The organism is Nocardiopsis chromatogenes YIM 90109 (assembly GCF_000341185.1).
Lineage (GTDB): Bacteria > Actinomycetota > Actinomycetes > Streptosporangiales > Streptosporangiaceae > Nocardiopsis_A > Nocardiopsis_A chromatogenes.
In genome coordinates this window covers 1-18,915 of record NZ_ANBH01000275.1, presented here as the reverse complement: position 1 = coordinate 18,915, position 18,915 = coordinate 1, and the positions used below count along the sequence as shown (strand labels likewise).

Annotated in this window: 13 protein-coding genes; 4 read left to right on the top strand and 9 right to left on the bottom strand. The window is 74.4% G+C overall.

Annotation, left to right across the window (positions count from 1 at the left end):
- Positions 1-220 precede the first annotated feature (220 nt).
- Positions 221-1,468: an MFS transporter gene (locus D476_RS0125135; protein WP_192826426.1), complete on the top strand. Its 1,248-nt coding sequence runs from the start codon at positions 221-223 to the stop codon at positions 1,466-1,468.
- Here D476_RS0125135 and D476_RS0125130 read toward each other — a convergent pair.
- From D476_RS0125130 to D476_RS0125105, 6 genes are all read right to left on the bottom strand, one after another.
- Positions 1,449-1,940, bottom strand: coding sequence for a globin (locus D476_RS0125130; protein ID WP_017626676.1), 492 nt, complete (start codon positions 1,938-1,940; stop codon positions 1,449-1,451). The two genes, D476_RS0125135 and D476_RS0125130, sit on opposite strands and share 20 nt — an antisense overlap.
- Before the next feature lie 189 nt (positions 1,941-2,129).
- Entirely contained in the window at positions 2,130-3,794 is a 1,665-nt protein-coding gene (gene ettA, locus D476_RS0125125; RefSeq protein WP_026123842.1) for an energy-dependent translational throttle protein EttA, read from the bottom strand.
- Positions 3,795-3,835: 41 nt separating this feature from the next.
- Positions 3,836-4,933 carry a DUF4192 domain-containing protein gene (locus D476_RS34470; protein WP_083939633.1) on the bottom strand — a complete coding sequence of 366 codons (1,098 nt, stop codon included), beginning with the start codon at positions 4,931-4,933 and terminating at the stop codon, positions 3,836-3,838.
- Positions 4,934-5,006: 73 nt separating this feature from the next.
- On the bottom strand, positions 5,007-6,350 hold the full coding sequence (locus tag D476_RS0125115; RefSeq protein ID WP_017626674.1) for a GGDEF domain-containing protein: 1,344 nt from the start codon (positions 6,348-6,350) through the stop codon (positions 5,007-5,009).
- A gap of 1,302 nt (positions 6,351-7,652) precedes the next feature.
- Positions 7,653-9,737: a helix-turn-helix domain-containing protein gene (locus D476_RS0125110; protein WP_040727035.1), complete on the bottom strand. Its 2,085-nt coding sequence runs from the start codon at positions 9,735-9,737 to the stop codon at positions 7,653-7,655.
- On the bottom strand, positions 9,722-10,507 hold the full coding sequence (locus D476_RS0125105) for a 3-hydroxybutyrate dehydrogenase (RefSeq protein ID WP_017626672.1): 786 nt from the start codon (positions 10,505-10,507) through the stop codon (positions 9,722-9,724). The genes D476_RS0125110 and D476_RS0125105 overlap by 16 nt, the downstream gene beginning before the upstream one ends.
- Before the next feature lie 961 nt (positions 10,508-11,468).
- Between D476_RS0125105 and D476_RS0125095 the strand changes: the two genes are divergently transcribed.
- Positions 11,469-12,872 (top strand): MFS transporter, encoded by a 1,404-nt coding sequence (locus D476_RS0125095; protein ID WP_017626670.1) that lies wholly within the window; start codon positions 11,469-11,471, stop codon positions 12,870-12,872.
- On the opposite strand, the gene D476_RS0125090 is transcribed toward D476_RS0125095, so the two are convergent.
- Positions 12,854-13,354: an acyl-CoA thioesterase gene (locus D476_RS0125090; RefSeq protein WP_017626669.1), complete on the bottom strand. Its 501-nt coding sequence runs from the start codon at positions 13,352-13,354 to the stop codon at positions 12,854-12,856. The two genes, D476_RS0125095 and D476_RS0125090, sit on opposite strands and share 19 nt — an antisense overlap.
- A gap of 156 nt (positions 13,355-13,510) precedes the next feature.
- On the bottom strand, positions 13,511-15,607 hold the full coding sequence (locus D476_RS0125085) for a prolyl oligopeptidase family serine peptidase (RefSeq protein WP_026123841.1): 2,097 nt from the start codon (positions 15,605-15,607) through the stop codon (positions 13,511-13,513).
- Positions 15,608-15,995: 388 nt separating this feature from the next.
- Here D476_RS0125085 and D476_RS0125080 point away from each other — a divergent pair, with 388 nt between their 5' ends.
- On the top strand, positions 15,996-16,496 hold the full coding sequence (locus tag D476_RS0125080; protein WP_017626667.1) for an HNH endonuclease: 501 nt from the start codon (positions 15,996-15,998) through the stop codon (positions 16,494-16,496).
- Positions 16,497-16,639: 143 nt separating this feature from the next.
- A complete protein-coding gene (locus D476_RS0125075; RefSeq protein WP_017626666.1) occupies positions 16,640-16,846 on the top strand; it encodes an FmdB family zinc ribbon protein in 207 nt (68 codons plus the stop codon).
- 73 nt (positions 16,847-16,919) lie between these two features.
- Here D476_RS0125075 and ilvD read toward each other — a convergent pair whose 3' ends face one another.
- Positions 16,920-18,782 (bottom strand): dihydroxy-acid dehydratase, encoded by a 1,863-nt coding sequence (gene ilvD / locus D476_RS0125070; protein ID WP_083939630.1) that lies wholly within the window; start codon positions 18,780-18,782, stop codon positions 16,920-16,922.
- Positions 18,783-18,915: the final 133 nt, after the last annotated feature.

The window sequence follows — 18,915 nt, the reverse complement described above, 5'->3', positions numbered from 1 at the left end:
CGAGGGGCCTGCCGCCCGGCAGGCAGGGCCGGGAACACCCCGTCGCCGCTAGTCCAACGACCACGCACACGCCCGCCGGGCCCCAAGAGGCGGGCAGGGTGCTCTGACGCGCCGCCTCTCGGGCCGGACGGCACTCGGCGCCTTGGAGAAGGCCCTCATCCGTCCCGACAGGCGGAACCCGGTGGGCAACGGGTGCGGCGCCACGTCCTAGGCTGGCCCGGTGCGGGTTCGGAATCGTTGGGTGATCCTCTCCATCAGCATGGTCGCGCAGATCGCCAGCGTCGCCGCCTTGTACGGAGTCCCCTACGTCCTCCCCCAGCTCCGGGACGCCTATGGGCTCTCCACCGCGCAGGCCGGGATGCTCGTCGGCCTTCCCGCCTTCGGGCTCCTGGTCACCCTCCTCGCCTGGGGCGTGGTCATCGACCGGGTCGGCGAGCGCCCCACGATGGCGCTCAGCCTCCTGCTCACCGCCGGGTCGCTCGCCCTGCTCCCCTTGGCGACCGGCCCCTGGACGGTGGGCGGCGTCCTGTTCCTCGCCGGGGCCGCGGGCGGCCCGGTCAACGCGGCGAGCGGACGCCTCATCCTCTCCTGGTTCGCCGCCCGCGAGCGCGGCCTGGCCATGGGCATCCGGCAGTCAGCCCTGCCCCTCGGCATGGGCATCGCCGCCGTCGTGCTCCCCGGGGCCGCCGAGCGCTGGGGGTTCATCGGCGCGATGCTGCTCCCCGCCGCCCTGGCCGCGGCCGCCGCGCCCACCGTGCTGCTGCTGTCGTCGCCGCCGCGGCAGCGGCCCACCGGGGACAAGCGCGCCAAGAGTGAACCGGCCGAAGGCCGCGGGACACCCGAAGGGGCGGGTGGGGCAAGTGGGCCGGGGGAGCCGGACTCCGCGCGCGGACCGTCCGCCTCCCCCTACCGCGCCTGGACCATCTGGCGGGTCCACGGCGTCAGCATGCTCCTGGGTGTCCCCCAGATCTCCCTCATGGCCTACGCCCTCGTCTACCTGGTGCAGGAGCACGGGTGGTCGGCCCCCGCCGCCGGGGCGGTCGTGGCCGCCGCCCAGGTGCCGGGTGCCGCCGGGCGGCTGCTGCTCGGCCTGGGGTCGGACCGCATCGGTGACCGGATGCGCCCGGTGCGCGTCCTGGCCTCGGTGTCCACCTGCTGCCTGCTGCTCCTGGCCGCCGCGCCCGGAGCCGCCCCCTGGACGGCGGTGCCGCTGCTGCTGGTCTGCCTGGTGCTGTCGATGAGCCACAACGGGCTCACCTTCACCTCCGTCGCCGAGATCGCCGGGACCGCGTGGGCCGGTCGGGCGCTGGCGGTGCAGAACTGGCTCCAGGCCGTCAGCACCACCCTCACCCCGGTGATGATGGCCCCGGTGATCGACGGCGCGGGGCTGCCCGCCGTGTTCGCCGCCTGCGCGGTGTTCGCGGCGGCCGCGGTGGCCGCCGTCCCCGTCACTTCAGGGAGATCGTGACCGTCTCACCGCCGTCGTCGTCCCCGTCCTCGCGCGGGGCGGCCTCCGAGCCCGAGGCGACGGTGATCCCGGTGGGGTTCTCGACCTGCGGCCGGTCCTCCTCCTCGGGCACGTTCACCATGCTGTGCGCGGCGTAGACCAGGTACTCCCAGAGCCGGGCGTCCAGCTCCCGGGGCAGCTCCAGGGAGTCCACGGCGGCGCGCATGTGCTCCAGCCACCGGTCGCGCTCGGCCGCGCCGATGCGGAAAGGGAAGTGCCGCATGCGCAGGCGCGGGTGGCCGCGCTGATCGGAGTAGGTGCGCGGCCCGCCCCAGTACTGCATCAGGAACAGGCGCAGGCGCTCCTCCGCCGGGCCCAGGTCCTCCTCCGGGTACATCGCCCGGAGCACCGGGTCCCCGGCGACCCCTTCGTAGAAGCGGCGGACGAGGCGGGTGAACGCCGCCTCACCGCCGACGGCGTCATAGAACGTCACTTGGTCATCGCGCGCGGAAGTCATAATCGGCTGCCAGCTTATGCGCCCCCGCCGCCGAGGGCGAGTCCGCTTCGAGAGATCACGGATCCGGGAATACGGACGGGCCGCGGCGGCGCGCCGGAACGCGGAGCGCGGCGGGCCCCTGCCGGGTGCCCGCCGCGCGCCGATGCCGGACCGTTCGCCTCCCCGTCAGTCGCGGGTGAGCTTGCGGTGGGTGACCGCGTGCGGCCGGGCCGCGTCCGGGCCCAGGCGCTCGATCTTGTTCTTCTCGTAGGCCTCGAAGTTGCCCTCGAACCAGAACCAGTCCGAGCCGCCCTCCCAGGCCAGGATGTGGGTGGCGACGCGGTCGAGGAACCAGCGGTCGTGGGAGGTGATCACGGCGCAGCCGGGGAAGTCCAGCAGCGCCTTCTCCAGCGACCCCAGGGTCTCCACGTCCAGGTCGTTGGTGGGCTCGTCCAGCAGCAGCAGGTTGCCGCCCTGCTTGAGGGTGAGCGCCAGGTTCACCCGGTTGCGCTCGCCGCCGGAGAGCACCCCGGACGGCTTCTGCTGGTCCGACCCCTTGAACCCGAACGCCGCCGTGTAGGCGCGGCTGGGGATCTCGACGTTGCCGACCTGGATGAAGGTCTCGCCGTCGGAGATGGCCTCCCAGACGTTCTTCTTGTCGTCGATGCGGGCGCGGTACTGGTCGACGTAGGAGATCTTGACCGTGTCCCCGACGGCGATGCTGCCGCTGTCCGGCTCCTCCTCGCCGACGATCATCTTGAACAGCGTGGTCTTGCCGACGCCGTTGGGGCCGATGACGCCGACGATGCCGTTGGGCGGCAGGGAGAAGCTCAGGTTCTCGATGAGGATCCGGTCGTCGAAGCCCTTGGTGAGGTTCTTGACCTCGACCACGCTGGTGCCCAGGCGCGGGCCGGGAGGGATCTGGATCTCCTCGAAGTCGAGCTTGCGCGTCTTGGCGGCCTCGGTGGCCATCTCCTCGTAGCGCTGCAGGCGGGCCTTGCTCTTGCTCTGGCGGGCCTTGGCGTTGGAGCGCACCCACTCCAGCTCGTCGGCGATGCGCCGGGCCTGCTTGGCGTCCTTCTGGCCCTCGACCTTGAGGCGGGAGGCCTTGTTGTCGAGGTAGGTGGTGTAGTTGCCCTCGTAGGGGTAGAAGTGCCCGCGGTCCAGTTCGAGGATCCACCCGGCCACGTGGTCGAGGAAGTACCGGTCGTGGGTGATGGCGACGATGGTGCCGGGGTAGTTCGCCAGGTGCTGCTCCAGCCACTGCACGCTCTCGGCATCCAGGTGGTTGGTGGGCTCGTCGAGCAGGAGCAGGTCGGGCTGCTCCAGCAGGAGCTTGCACAGCGCCACGCGGCGCTTCTCGCCGCCGGAGAGCTGGGAGATGGCGGCATCGCCCGGGGGGCAGCGCAGGGCGTCCATGGCCTGGGCGAGCTGGCTGTCCAGGTCCCAGGCGTTGCGGTGGTCGAGCTGCTCCTGCAGCTTGCCCATCTCTTCGAGGAGTTCGTCGGAGTAGTCGGTCGCCATCTTCTCGGCGACCTCGTTGAAGCGGCTCAGCATCGCCTTGGTCTCGGCGACGCCCTCCTCGACGTTCTCCAGGACCGTCTTGTCGGCGTCGAGCTCGGGCTCCTGGGCCAGCAGGCCCACGGTGAACCCGGGCATCAGGCGCGCCTCGCCGTTGGACGGCTGCTCCAGGCCGGCCATCACCTTCAGCAGGGTGGACTTGCCCGCGCCGTTCGGCCCCACGACCCCGATCTTGGCTCCGGGCAGGAAGGAGCCCGACACGTTGTCCAGGACGACTTTGTCGCCGTGCGCCTTGCGCACGTCTTTCATCGTAAAGATGTACTCCGGCATGCCTCCAGCCTAGGGCGTTCGCGCATGTGCCCGGCACACGATCACGGCGTCGGGCCTTCTCCTTCCGGGGGTTTCGGACACTCCGGCGGGCGCTCCGTCGGCCCGTCCGCCGGGGAATTGCGTTCCAGCCACTCCGGGGTGACCGGCCGCCACCGGTCCGGGGAGATCCTGTGGTCCAGGGCCTGGCGGATCAGCGCCGCCATCGAGTAGCGCGGCGCCAGGCGGGCGACCCGGTGCAGCGCCGCCTCGGCGAGCGGGGCGTCGCCGCCCAGCCAGGCCGAGAAGGCCAGCAGCGACCCCGGGGCGGCGGCGTAGCCGGGGTCGGCCATGCGGAACACCCGGCGCCACAGGTCGGCATGGAGGGCGGCGTTCTCGGCGCGGATGTGCACCCACGCCTCGTCCCGGACCCGCACCGACACCAGCAGCAGCGCGAGCCAGGCCACCCGGTCGGCCCCGCCCGGTGGGCGCCCGGCGAGCGCCCCGGCCACGGCGGCCCGGACCTCGCGCAGGCCTTCGGCGCGGAAGGCGGTGCCGAAGGCCGCGTGGCCGCCGGTGTCCCGGGTGCTCCACATACGGGCGCAGCGGGCCTCGGCGGCGGTGGTGGCACGGTCCATCCGGTCGCGTTCGGGCCCGCCCACCGGGGCCACCGCCTCGCTCGCGTCCGAGGGCCCCGCGCGCAGCGCGCCGGGCGGGACGCCCGGGGGGCCGCCCCGGGGCACCGGGACCCCCTCGGCCGGGCAGCAATCGGGCGAGGGGCACAGGTAGGACCAGTACCGCCCGTCGGTGACACGGAGGGCGTCGCGCAGTTCGACCCCGTGGAGCCGGACGGCTTCGCGGAGGGCGTCCATGCGCGGGGTGATCCGCGCGGCGGGGCCGTAGCCGACGGCGAGCGCGGAGCCGCACCCCTCGGCGGCGAGCGCCTCGGCGGTGGCGTAGGCGAAGCCGTCGGGCGGCTCGTCGGCGGGGGCGGACAGGGCGATGTGGACCCGGCCGGAGGCGCCCCGGAGGCCGAGCACGACCACGGAGTCCTCAGGCGAGCGGCCGAGGAGGGCGGGGACGGCGCGGATGACGTCTTCGGGACGGCGCAGCGCGAGCACAGGGGGCGCGGCGCCCGGGGGCATGCGGTCATCTGAGGTCATGCGCCCACTGTGCGGCTTCCGCCACGCACAGCGGGGACGGACCTTCCGCCTGTGGAAAGCGGGTGCGCTGCGCTCAGGAACCGCGTGCGCTGCGGCGGGCCGGGGCCTGGTCCCCCCGCTGCTGGCCGGGGACCAGCCCCTCGCCGGTGATCGGCAGGCGCACCCGGTCCCGGCCCGCGTCCTTGGCCCGGTACAGCGCGAGGTCGGCCAGGGCCATCAGGTCGACCAGGTCGTCCCCGTGCACGTGGAGCAGCGCCACCCCGATCGACACCGTCACGTCGATCGGCACCCCCTCCACCAGCGGCCGCAGCGCGCTCACCCGCCGGCGCAGCCGCTCGGCCACCTTGCACGCGTCGGCCAGGTCGGTCTCGGGGAGCAGGACGACGAACTCCTCCCCGCCGAACCGCCCGATGACGTCGCGCGGGCGGAGCTGCCCGTCCAGGGTCGTCGCCACCGCGTGCAGGATCTGGTCACCGACCAGGTGGCCGTAGGTGTCGTTGACCCTCTTGAAGTGGTCGATGTCGATGATGAGCACCGCCGCCCGCTGCCGGTCCCGCCGCGCCTGTTGGATGACGGTGCCCGCCTCTCGCTCCCAGGTGGTGGCGTTGAGCAGCCCCGTCTTGGGGTCGTTGCGGGCCGCCGCCTGGAGCTGCTGGTACATCAGACTGCGCTGGAGGAGCAGTACCGGCGGCAGGGCGATGGCCAGCAGGAGCACCGACAGTCCGGACAGGATGCCCACCGTGATGCCGACGCACAGCTCCACGCTGTCGACGGTGACCGCCTCCCGGTCCCACAGCAGGCGGCGCCAGGGGGCGTCGGGGGCGCTGAGCCGGACGGCGACGGTGATGATCGCGGTGTTCACGACGGTGAACAGGGCACAGCACACGAACGCCAGCAGCGCCCCTGACGGGGTGAACAGCACATCGGGGACGGCCCGCTCCGCCTCCCCTGCGGGGATACCGGCCACCGTGTGGAAGAGCCACGACGACGCCGCCCCGGCGATCGCGACCGAGGCGGCGTTGAACACCCTGCGGTGCACCATGGTGCGCCGTATGCGGAACTGGAGGAGGAGGTAGACGGGGATGGGGATGAGCAGCGAATAGACGGGCGGCAGGAGGAGCAGTGTGGGAATCCACCAGGCGCCGAAGAGGTCCCGGGTGAGGCCGGAGGGGGTGCCGAGGCGGCGCATCGCCTCCACGCACAGGGCCGCGCACAGCACCAGGGCTGAGAAGAGGAGGGCGTCGCGGATTCGGAGCGGCGCGGACGCGGCGGCGGGCGGGAGCGCGGCCATCGCCGCTAGGAGGACGACCCCCATGAAGGCGAGCATCGGCGGTGCTTGGTGGAAGACGGGCCACCCGCGCACCTTGTTCACCAGGGACCGCGCGCAGGGCGTGACGCACCGATCGGCCACCGCCACCTCGACCTCCCCCGATCGCACCCGACAGTCACACCGCGGGCGGGAGGCCCCGCCCGTGAATTACAGCCAGTGACACCCTAATCGCCGATTGTGCTGACGCGAGCGGAAACGAATACATTCAGCGCCGGGATGCCCTGGAGAGTCGGGGCTTTCCACCGGAAGCGGGCCAAGCACCACGGCGACGGAGCGTGGTCATGGGCCAGTACCCCCTTCCCTCGGTGCGCGGAGGGGAAGGGGGACGACGGCTCGGCAGGCACCCCACGCACGCCCCCGGCCGGGCGGCGGGTCGGCGGGGTGTGGGGTGGTGGGCGGCAACGACGAAGGTCCGCGCCCCATCCGGCAGCACTATCGACCGCCAGGCGTGCGGATGGCCACCGTGCCCCGGCAACGACGGCGGAGCCGGTACCCCGCTTCTGGGCCCCGGCCGGGCGGCGGACCGCCGGTGCGTGAGGCGGAGAGCGGCGACGAGGCAAGGCCGGCGGGCCCTTCGGCAGCGCTGTCGGCCGCTGGGCGTGTACGTGGTCGCCGTGTGGGGCGGCGACGGGGTGAGCAGGGCGGTTCCCCGCCCCTGCTTGCCGGAGGGCAGGTCCCTCGCGGTCCGGACAGGGGGCGGCGGAGCTGGTGCCCCGCTTATGGGCCCCTGCCGGGTGGCGGGCCGCCGGAGGGCGGCGACGACGACGGTCGGTCATCCCTTGCGGCAGTGCTGTCGGCCGCCAGGCGCGTGGATGGCCACCGTGCCCCGGCAACGACGGCGTAGCTGGTGCCCCGCTCCCCGCCCCGGCCGTCCGCCGGGATGCGAGGTGGGAGGCGGCGACGAGGAAGGATCAGCGGCCTCTTCGGTAGCGCTGTCGGGTGGCGGGTGTGCGGATGGTCGCCGCCCGACACGCGGCGACCACGCACACGCCCAGCGGCCGACAGCGCTACCGCGAGGGTCGCCGACCTCGTTCGTCGCTGCTGCTTTTCCTAGCGCCCGGCGGCCTGCCACCCGGCTGGAGCCCGTGAGCGGGGCATCTGCTCCGCCGCCTACCCGGAAGTAAGAAGAACCCCGACGCCCGGCAGGCAGGGCCGGGGAACCGCCCGGCTCACCCCCGTCGCCGCCCATCACGGCGACCATCTCCACGCCCGGCACTGGACGACGCTGCTGGAAGGGGCGCGGACCTTCCTCGTCGTCGCCATTCCCCCGCACTCTGGCGACCCGCCGCCCGGCCGGGGCCATGAGTGGGCCCTGCTGCCTCACGAACCGTCGGGGCCCGGCGGAGGACAGACGGGGTCGGGTCTCGGGGCAGAGCCGCCATGAGACCTCTACCAGCCGTCGCGGCCCGTGCCGCCCTCCAGGTCCACGCCGCCGTGCAGCAGGGTGTGCAGGCGCAGCGCCGTCTGGATCTCCAGGGCCCGCTGCGGGGTCTGCCAGTCGCGGCCGAGCAGGCGCCCCACCCGGTCCAGCCGCTGCGTCACCGTGTTCACGTGGACGTGCAGCGCGTCCTTCGCCTTCGCCGGGCTCCCTCCGTGCGCGTAATACGCCCGCAGCGTCTCCGTCAGCGCCGTGCCCTTCTCCGCGTCGTAGGCGATGACCGGCCCCAGCGTCGCCTCCACGAAGCCGCGCACGTCCCGGTCGCCGCCCAGCAGCAGGCCCAGGAACCCCAGGTCCTCCGGGCGGGCCACCTCGCCCCGGCGCCCCAGTGCCGTCAGCGCCCGCAGGCACCGCCTCGCCTCGGCGAACGCCTCCCGCACCCCCGCCGGTCCCGGCCGTGTCTCCGCCACACCCGCCGTCACCTGCGCATTCACTGCCGCCGACAGCGCCTTCGCCGCCGCCGCGCCCTCCCCGTGCGGCAGCACCAGCACGGTCACCGGCCCACGCGCCCCCGCCAGCCCGCCGCCGGTCTCCGCCAGGTGCAGCGCCGCCGACGCCAGCCGCCCCGCGTGCGCCCCCGGCGCCTCGGCCGTCACCGCCTCGTGCGGGGCGTCCAGGTCCACCCCCAGCCGGGCCGCCCGGTGGCGCAGCGTGTCCGCCCACGCCCCGTCGGCGCCGTCCGTCCCCGGACCGTCCAGCAGCGCGTCCAGCAGAGCCGTGCGCACCCGGTGCTCGGCCTCGCTCGCCGACCGCCGCACCACCAGAAGCAGCGCGATCACCATCGCCGCGCGCTCCAGGATCCGCAGGTCCGCCGCGTCCAGCCGGACCCCCTCCAGGACGAGGGTGCCCAGCGGCTCGCCGCCCGCCATCACCGGCGCCGCGCACACCCGCTCGCCCTGCACCACACGCCCCCCGGCCCGCGCCGCGCGGACGGCCTCCTCCACCGCCCGGCGGTCCGTTCCGCCGTCGTCGCCCCCACCGGCGGCGCACCCGTCGGCCGCTCCGTCGGTGCACGCTTCGTCGGCGCCCTCACCGGCGGCCCTGCCTCCGGCGCCGCCGCCCGCGCCTACGCCGCCGGTGCGGCCCGCCCCAGCGGTGGGCGGAGGCTCGCCCACCAGGTGCGCCCGGCCACCCAGCACCTCGCTGACCGCCGCCTCCACGTCCTCCACGCCGCCGCCGCGCAGCACCAGGTCGGTGAAGCGCTCATGGGCGGCCGCCGCCCGCTCCACCCCGGCGCTGTGCTCGGTGAGCCGCTGGTTCACCTCGCCCAGCTCCTCCAGCGCCGCCCGGGTGTCCTCCAGCAGGCCCGCGTTGTCGATGGCGATGGAGGCGTGCGCGGCCAGCGACCCCAGCAGCGCCACCTCTTCGTGCGAGAACGGCCGCTCGCGCCGGTTGGCCGCGAACAGCACCCCGATCACCCGCCCGTTCAGCTGCAGCGGCACCCCGAGGATCGCGACCAGGCCCTCCTCGCGCACCCCGGCGTCGATGTCGTCGGTGTGCAGGAACCGGGCGTCGTTGAGGTAGTTGGCGGTGACGTAGGGCAGGGCCGTCTGGGCCACCAGTCCGCCCAGGCCGTCGCCGGGGCTGAGCCGCAGCCGCTGGAACCGGGCCGAGACCGACCCCGAGGTGACCCGCATGCTGGTGCCGCCGTCGTCGCGCTCCTGGTCGCGCAGGGTCAGGTAGGCGGTGTCGGTGCCCAGCAGGTTGCGGGCGCGGTCGACGATGGCGTGCAGCACCCGGTCCAGGTCGCGCATGCCCGCCAGGTCGCTCGCGGTCTCGTAGAGCGCCGCCAGCTCCGACTCGCGCCGCCGCCGGTCGGCCAGCACCGACCGCACCTCCAGCGCCAGCACCTTGGTGGTCTCCAGCTCGGCGAGCCGCTCGGCGTCCCACCCGGCCGCCCGCGCGTCCATCAGAGGGCGCTCGTACTCCACTGCGGGCGCGTCGCGCAGCAGCAGGCGCAGGAACCAGGTCTGCGGCCCCTCGCCGCCGACCGGGCCGGGGAGCGGGGCCGCGGGCCGGTTCAGGTCGCGCTCCAGCCGCCGTCGAGCACGAACGAGGACCCGGTGATGAACGCCGCCCCCGGTCCGCACAGGTAGGCGACCGCCTCGGCCACCTCCGCGGGTTCCAGCAGCCGCTTGAGCGGCGCGCGGGCCAGCAGGACGCGCTCGGCGACCTCCTCGGGCGGGATGCCGTGCGCGGCCGCCTGCTCGGCGATCTGCCCCTCGACCAGCGGGGTGCGCACATACCCGGGGCACACGCAGTTGGAGGTGACGCCGTGCGGCGCCGCCTCGGCCGCCACCGCTTTGGAGAAGCCCTCCAAGGCGTGCTTGGCGGTGGTGTAGGCCGACTTGTAGGGGGAGGCGCGCAGCCCGTGCACCGAGGAGATGTTCACGATCCGGCCCCACCCGCGCGCGTACATGTGCGGGAGCGCGGCGCGCACGATGCGGAAGGGCGACTCGACCATCACCCTCATCATCAGGGCGAAACGTTCGGGAGGGAAGTCCTCGACAGGGGAGACCGTCTGCATTCCGGCGTTGTTGACGACGATGTCGGCGCCCTCGCCGACGGCCGCGGCCGCCGCCGGGGCGTCGAGGTCGACGACGTGGGCCCGGCCGGCGCCGTCGGCGGCGAGCGCCTCGACCCCGTCGGCGTCCCGGTCGACGAGGAGCACGTCGGCCCCGGCGGCGGACAGGCGCAGCGCGCAGGCGCGCCCGATGCCGGAGGCCGCCCCGGTCACCACGGCCGTCCGCCCGTCCAGGTCGAGCGGTCCGGCCAGCGGTTCGGGGCGCTGCTCGGTGGTGGTCACGGCGTCTTCACCTCGTCTCGTCGCACGCACCGGCGGGTCGCTCCGCCCACCCGGGGGCAGAGGGAGGGGGCGGGTGGTCGACGGCCCGCTCGGCGCTCGTCAGGCGCCTTGGCGGCCGCCCGGGGATCAATGTAGGTGGGCCCCGGTGAATCGGTCATGGCGGCACAGACCACACAGGTAGCGATCTCCATGTGCGCCGAAGCCATGAGGGGGAGCGGGTTCCACAGGGTGGCGTCCGTCGGGGCGCGACTATTGGCGATGGCGTCTGCGGAACTTCCGGCCGCCCTGGGAGGGCGGGCCTAAGGCCGACTGTCGATTGGCAGGGCGCCGATGCAGGGGAGTGGGGCCACTCCAAGGCCGTGACGGTCGCACCGGGGTCACGTCCGCGGAATTTCCGTCGGGCCAGGCCAGTGGAGCGTCACGGCCCTGCGGCGGCCCGTCTCAGTGTCGGTGCCTTGACCGGCGCCCCGGCTGTCGGCGGGCGGCCGAAGAGCGACCGTCCAGGGCGGCCGCGGCCGCCGAAAGTTCCACCACTCCAGCGGACGCCATCCTGGTCAGGGCACCGATGCACGGGTGGGGCCGCCCCGACGCTGCGACGGTCGCGCTGGTCTGGTCGGACGGAAACGACACCACTCCAACGGACGTGACCGCCAGTTCCCCCGCTCACCGGGCGCTCGCCGCCCGGCCGGGGCGGTGCTCGGGGGCCGGTCGTGCCCATCGCCGCCCTCTCGGGCGATCGGCTGCCCGCCCGCCGCTGCGTCGCTCCCGTCCCTGCCGCCGCCGGTCCGGCATGTGCCCTGCCGACACCGCAGGACTCCCGTCCCCGTGTCCGCCCCCTATGGCCCCTGCCACACCGTGGGCCTACCTTGCTCGTGCCGGGCCCGTGGCCTCGCGTCCCGGGACCGGCGACCGGCCGGCCGACCGACCCCTGATCCCCCGGACCCCGAAAAGGTGGACGCCCATGGCATCGACGCGCGCCCCCGCCTCCCGCGGATCGTTCGCGAAGGTGGTGACCTCCAGCCTCATCGGCACCACCATCGAGTGGTACGACTTCTTCCTCTACGGATCGGCGGCCGCCCTCGTCTTCGGCACCGTCTTCTTCCCCGACGCCGACCCCCTCACCGGGGTCCTGCTCTCCTTCGGCACCTACGCCGTCGGCTTCGTCGCCCGCCCCCTCGGCGGCCTCGTCTTCGGGCACTTCGGCGACCGCACCGGCCGCAAGCGCCTGCTCGTCATCAGCCTTCTGATGATGGGCGCCTCCACGTTCGCCATCGGGCTGCTGCCGGGATACGCCACCATCGGCGTCGCCGCGCCGCTGCTGCTCATCCTGCTGCGCGTCGTCCAGGGCTTCGCCCTGGGCGGCGAGTGGGGCGGGGCCGTCCTGCTCGTCTCCGAGCACGGCAGCGCCCGGCACCGCGGCTTCTGGGCCTCCTGGCCGCAGGCCGGGGTGCCCTGCGGCAACCTGCTGGCGACCGCCGTGCTGGCGGTGCTGGCCGCCGTCCAGCCCGCCGAGGCCTTCGACGCCTGGGGCTGGCGCATCCCGTTCCTGCTGTCCGGGCTGCTGGTCCTCATCGGCCTCTACATCCGCCTGGCCGTATCGGAGTCCCCGGTGTTCCTGGAGGCCGCCCGCAAGGCCGAGGCCTCCGCGCAGGCGTCCGGCCCCGCCGAGCGCGCGCCCCTCGTCGCCGTCCTGCGCGACCACTGGCGGGAGCTGCTGGTGGCGATGGGCGTCCGCGTCGCCGAGAACATCTCCTACTACGTGATCACCGCGTTCATCCTGGTCTACGCGGTGCAGGAGGCCGGGGCCGAGCGCGGCACGGTGCTCAACGCCCTGCTGGCGGCGGCGGTCGTCCAGCTCGCGGCGATCCCGCTGTGGGGCGCCCTGTCCGACAAGGTGGGGCGCCGCCCCGTGGTCGCCTTCGGCGCCGCCGGGGTCGGTGTGTGGATGTTCGTGTTCTTCCCGCTGGTCGACCGTGCGGGCTTCGGGGCGATCCTCGCCGCCGCCGGGGTGGGCCTGGTCCTGCACGCCGCCATGTACGGGCCGCAGGCCGCCTACTTCTCCGAGCTGTTCGGCACCCGCACACGCTACTCGGGCGCCTCCATCGGCTACCAGCTCGCCTCGATCGTCGCCGGGGGGCTGGCCCCGCTGATCGCCACCTCGCTGCTGGCGGCGTTCGCCTCGGCGGTGCCGGTGGCGGTGTACGTGGCGGGGGCGGCGGTGATCACCCTGGCGGCGGTGGCCGTCTCCCCGGAGACCCGCGGCCGCGACCTGGGACAGGGCGGCGGACCGGGCGCGGGGGACGCCGGGGACACCGGCGCGTCACCGGTGGAGGGCCCGGCGGAGGGTCAGGCCGGGGCCCGGTAGCCCTCCAGGTACTCCAGCTCGGCGGGGGTGAGCCGACGCGAGCGCTGCCGCTCCAGGTCGTAGCCGACGATGACGGACTCGGCCCGCAGGTAGACCCGATCGTCGTCGAGGATCTCGTAGGCCAGCCGGAAGCTGGCCCCGCGGACCTCGGTGACGCGGGTCTCCACCCGCACCGGGTCCCGCCGCAGCAGCAGCGGGGCCAGGTAGTCCACCTCGTGCCGGGCCACCACCATGGCCCCGAACGGGCCGCCGTTCCCGGCCTGGCCGCCGGGGGCCTCCCCGGGGGCGTCCCACTTGAGGAACGCGATGCGCGCGTCCTCCAGGTAGGTCAGCATCCGCACGTTGTTCACGTGGTTCAGCGGGTCCAGGTCGGCGAAGCGCACGTGGGCGAGGTGCACGTGGCGCCGTCCGCGCCCCGGCGCGGCGGCGCCGCACTCGCCCGCGGCCTGCGCGCTCTGCGGTTCCGCCCCGGTGTCCAGCACGTTCGTCCGTCCCCCCTGGTCCGACTCGTGCCCCCGTCCGGGCACGACGTCCCAGGATATCGGGGGTCCCGAGCGGCGGACGGGGCGGGGCCGGGCGGGCGAGGACGGCAGAGGACGGGGCCGGGGGCGGGGGGACGCACCGCCCCGCCCCCGCTCCTAGCCTTCGGCCTGCGCGTCGCCGCCCATGCCCGTGTACCGGGCCAGGAACGCCAACTGGTGCGCGCTCAGCGCGACGCTCCGGCTCACCGACCGCGCACTGTGCCCCACCTGGGCCTCCCGGCGGATCAGCACCGGCCGCTCCTCCGGCGGCGCCGCCGTCGCGTGCTGCAGCGCCGCGCACATCTTCCGCGCGTGCAGCGGGTCCACCCGGGTGTCGTTGTCGAAGACGGTGAACAGCGTCGCCGGGTACAGCACCCCCTTGCGCACCCTGTGGTACGGCGAGTAGGCCAGCAGCCACTCCAGCTCCTCCGGCACGTCGGCGCTGCCGTACTCCACGCTCCACAGCCGCCCGAGGCCGAACCGCTCGTAGCGCACCATGTCCAGCAGCGGCGCCGACGACACGGCGGCGGCGAACAGGTCCGGGCGCTGCGTCACGGCCGCCCCCACCAGCAGGCCGCCGTTGCTGCCGCCCATCACCCCCAGGCCGTCGGCGCGGGAGGTGCCCGAGGAGACCAGGTGCTCGGCGGCGGCGATGCAGTCGTCGAAGACGTTCTGCTTGGCCCCGAGCATCCCCGCCCGGTGCCACTCCTCGCCCTCCTCCAGGCCGCCGCGCAGGTTGGCCACCGCGTAGGCGCCCCCGGCCCGCACCCATGCCAGGATGGTGGCCGAGTAGCCGGGCGTCATGGAGATGGAGAAGCCCCCGTAGCCGTACAGCACCGTGGGCCGCGGCCGGTCGTCCCCGTCGTCGGGGCGGACCACCAGCATCCGCACCGGGGTGCCGTCGCGGGAGACCGCCACCTGCTGTTCGGTGCGGACCGGCGGCAGGTCCAGCCCGTCGGCGCCGGGCGCCGACGCCCACCGCTCCAGCCGCCCGGTGCGCGCGTCCAGCCGGTGCACCCCGACGGGGGCGGTGTGGTCGGTGTAGGTGAACCACACCTCGTGGCCGCCTTCGGGGCGGTCCATCAGGCCGCCGACACTGCCCAGGCCGGGCAGGTGCACGGTCTCCAGCAGCTCCCCGGTGGCCAGGTCGTGCCGGGTGACCTCGCTGATGGCGTGCCGCCGCCAGGAGGCCACCACCTGGGGGCGCTCCAGCTCCGGCCCGTCGAGCACGGTGTAGTCGTCCAGCACCGCCTCCGGGTCGGGCCCGATGAGGGTGCGCCAGTTCTCCGCCCCGGGCTCGGCCGGGTCGCACACGCACAGGCGGCCGCGCGGGGCGTCCCGGTCGGTGAACACGTACATCCGCCCGTCCCGCCCCACGTGCGGGGAGGCCTCGGCGTCCACGCCCTCCTGCACGGGGCGCAGCCGCGGCGCCTCCAGCGGGCCCTCGCGCAGGTCGGCGATCCAGGCGTCGTTGCTGGCCGAGGTGCCCTCCGAGGCGGTCAGCACCAGGTGGTGCCCGTCGCGGCCGATCGCCACCCCGTAGTACTCGGTCATGCCGCGGCCCTCGCCGAAGACCGCGGTGTCCGAGTCGGCCGGGGCGCCCACCCGGTGCAGGTACACCCGCCGGTGGTACTGTGCCTCATCCTCGGGGACCTGCTCGGGCGGCAGGCGCCGCACGTAGTAGAAGGCCTCCCCGCCGGGCAGCCACGCCACCGGGGAGTACCGGCACCGGTCGATGGGCCCGTCCACGACCGCGCCGGTGGCCACGTCCATCACCCGCAGCAGCGGCTCCTCGTCCCCGCCCTCGGAGACCTGGTAGGCCAGCAGGCGGCCCTCCCGGTCGGGCCGCCAGTAGTCCAGCGTGGTGGTCCCGGCCGGGTCGAGCGCGTTCGGGTCGACCAGAACCCGCTCCCCCTCGCCGGGGGCGGCGGTCACCAGCACGCCGTGCTCGGCCTCGGGGGCGCGCCGCATGAAGAACGACCGCTCGCCGCNGTGGCCGGCGGACAGCAGCGCCCGGATGTCGGCGGCGAACCGCTCCTGCCCGGTGAAGCCGCGGGCGGCGGCGGCGAAGAGCGCGTCCTGGGCCGCGGACCACTCCTTGGTGCGCGCCGCACCGGCGTCCTCCAGCCACCGGTAGGGGTCGGCGACGCGCGTCCCGTGCAGCTCGTCCACCAGGTCCTGGCGCTCGGCAGGGGGGTAGCGGAGATCAGGCATGCCTGAACTCTACTTAAACGCCCGACAGGGACGGCCCCCAGCCGGGAGAAGGGCGGCGGAACGCGGCGGGAAAGCGCCGCCGGTCGGCGCGCTTCCCCGAATCCCGGGGCGTGCTGCGCGATTATCGGAGCCCAGTGGTCCAGCGCCGCCGCGGAGAAACGGGGTGGCGGGGGAGCGGTCGGACAAAGCAAACTGATTGCGGGACGTCACTCGGCGGGAACCACCCACGGGAGGTCCGTGTGGAAGAGTCGACAGCGCCGGCCGTCAGGCCGGCCCACAGGGAGGTCTCCTGGCTGGCCGACCGGCTGGCCGGGGTCGAGACACGCAGGCCGGGGGCGGAGGCATGAGTGCCGCCACCGGAACGGAGGGCGGTCCGGTAAGCCGCCATGTGCTGCTGCTCAACGCCAGTTACGAGCCGCTGACCACGCTTCCCCTGCGCCGCGCGGTGCTCTTGGTGCTGCGGGACAAGGCCGAGGTGGTGCACGGGGATGCCGCGGGCACGGTGCTCCACTCGGCGTCGATGGTGCTCTCGGTGCCGTCGGTCATCCGGCTGCACCGCTACATCAGGGTCCCCTACCGCAGGCGGATCCCCCTCACCAGGGTCGCGCTGATGCGCCGGGACGGGCACCACTGCGCGTACTGCGGTAAGCGGGCCGAGACCATCGACCACGTGGTCCCGCGCTCCAGGGGAGGCGCGCACGTGTGGGAGAACGTGGTGGCCTCGTGCAAGCCGTGCAACCACCGCAAGGCCGACCGGCTCCTGGACGAGCTGGGGTGGAGACTGAACGTCACCCCCACGGTGCCCCGCGGGCTGCACTGGCGGCTGATCAACGGCGAGCAGCACGGCGACCCCCAGTGGGCGCCGTACATGACACGCCAGGCGGCCTGACCGTACAGGCGGCGGCCCGGGGCGGGCGTTCCGACGTCCCACCCGGCCCGGGCCACCCCCGTCGGGTGCCGTGCGGGCCGCGCACGCCGTTCGCGGCGGCCGCGGCCCGCACGGCACCCGCGGCCCGCGCTTAGGATTCCCCCATGCCCCGATACGAGTACGCCTGCCGTGAGTGCGGCACCACCTTCGAGCTGAGCCGCCCGATGGCCGAGTCGGACGCCCCGGCGTCCTGCCCCGGGGGCCACGGCGACACCGTCAAGCTGCTGTCCCGCGTCGCGGTCGCCGGGGTGGCCCAGGCCCCCGCACCGGCCGGGGGCTGCTGCGGGGGCGGGTGCTGCGGCGGGGGCTGAAGGCGAGGGCGCGACGGCCCGGGCCCGGTGTCCGGCCGGACACCGGGCCCTTACGCGTGCGCGGCGCCCGGGGTCAGCCCTCGACCTGGGACACGTCGCGGGAGGCGCCGGTGGAGGCGGACGTGGCCATCGCCGCGTACGCCCGCAGCGCCGGGGTCACCTTCCGCTCCCGCGCGCGCGGCCGGAAGCCGCCCTGCTCCTTGAGCAGGCGCTCGCGCCGGGCGGCCAGCTCGTCCTCGGCCACCTCCAGCACCAGCCCCCGGCTGGGGATGTCGATGCTGATCACGTCCCCGTCCTCGACCAGGGCGATGTCGCCCCCGGCCGCCGCCTCGGGGGAGGCGTGGCCGATGGACAGCCCCGAGGTGCCTCCGGAGAAGCGCCCGTCGGTCACCAGCGCGCACGCCTTGCCCAGGCCGCGCCCCTTGAGGAAGCTGGTCGGGTACAGCATCTCCTGCATCCCCGGGCCGCCCTTGGGGCCCTCGTAGCGGATGACGACCACGTCGCCCGGCTCCACCCGCTTGTTGAGGATGCCGTCGACGGCGTCCTCCTGGCTCTCGAAGACCTTCGCCGGGCCGCTGAAGGTCATCAGCTCCTCGTCGACCCCGGCCGTCTTGACCACGGCCCCGTCGGCGGCCAGGTTGCCGAAGAGCACCGCCAGCCCCCCGTCGGGGCTGTAGGCGCTGCCGACCGACCGGATGCAGCCGGCGTCGCGGTCGGTGTCCAGGGAGTCCCAGCGCACGTCCTGGGAGTAGGCCTTGGTGGTGCGCCGCCCGCCCGGGGCGGCGTGGAACAGCTCCACCGCCTCCGGGGAGGCGGTCGGCTCCACGATGTCCCACTCGGCCAGGCACTCGCCGACGGTCTTGCCGTGGACCGTGGGCAGGGAGGTGTCGATCAGCCCGCCGCGCGCCAGCTCGCCCATGATGGCGGGGATGCCGCCCGCCCGGTGGACGTCCTCGATGTGGTACTTCTCGGTGTTCGGCGCCACCTTGCACAGGCACGGAACCCGGCGGGAGAGCTCGTCGATCTCGGGCAGGCCGAAGCCCACGCCGCCCTCGGTGGCCGCCGCCAGCAGGTGCAGGATGGTGTTGGTGGACCCGCCCATGGCGATGTCCAGCGCCATGGCGTTGGCGAACGCGTCCGGGGTGGCGATCGAGCGCGGCAGCACCGAGGGGTCGTCGTCCTGGTAGTAGCGCCGCGCCGCCTCCACGACCAGCCGCCCGGCGTCCTCGTAGAGCCGCTTGCGCGCCACGTGGGTGGCCAGCACGGTGCCGTTGCCCGGCAGCGCCAGCCCGATCGCCTCGGTCAGGCAGTTCATCGAGTTGGCGGTGAACATGCCCGAGCAGGAGCCGCAGGTGGGGCAGGCGGCCTCCTCCAGGGTGGCCAGCTCCTCGTCGGAGACGCTCTCGTCGGCGGCGGCGACCATCGGGTTGATCAGGTCGAGCTTGCGCTCCTTGGTGGCGGTGCCGTCGACCACGGTGACCCGCCCGGCCTCCATCGGGCCGCCGGAGACGAACACGGTGGGGATGTTCAGCCGCATCGCCGCCAGCAGCATGCCGGGGGTGATCTTGTCGCAGTTGGACACGCACACCAGGGCGTCCGCGCAGTGCGCGTTGACCATGTACTCCACGGCGTCGGCGATGAGCTCGCGGCTGGGCAGCGAGTACAGCATGCCGCCGTGGCCCATGGCGATGCCGTCGTCCACGGCGATGGTGTTGAACTCGCGGGGGACCCCGCCGGCCTCGCGGACGGCGCCGGAGACGACGTCGGCGACCTCGCGCAGGTGCACGTGGCCGGGGACGAACTGGGTGAAGCTGTTGGCCACGGCCACGATCGGCTTGCCGAAGTCCTCGCGCTCTACCCCGGAGGCGCGCATGAGGGCGCGCGCGCCGACCATGTTCCTGCCGTGGGTGACCGTGCGTGAGCGGAGTTCTGGCATGGGGTGCTCCCGATCGAGACGTCCTCTTCCGTGAATCCTAGCCCCGACGGAGGAGTGCTCGCGTCTCGACCCTGAAGATCGGACGTCCGAATATTGAGACGTGCGGAGGTCGCGGACGGTCGGGGCGGGCGTG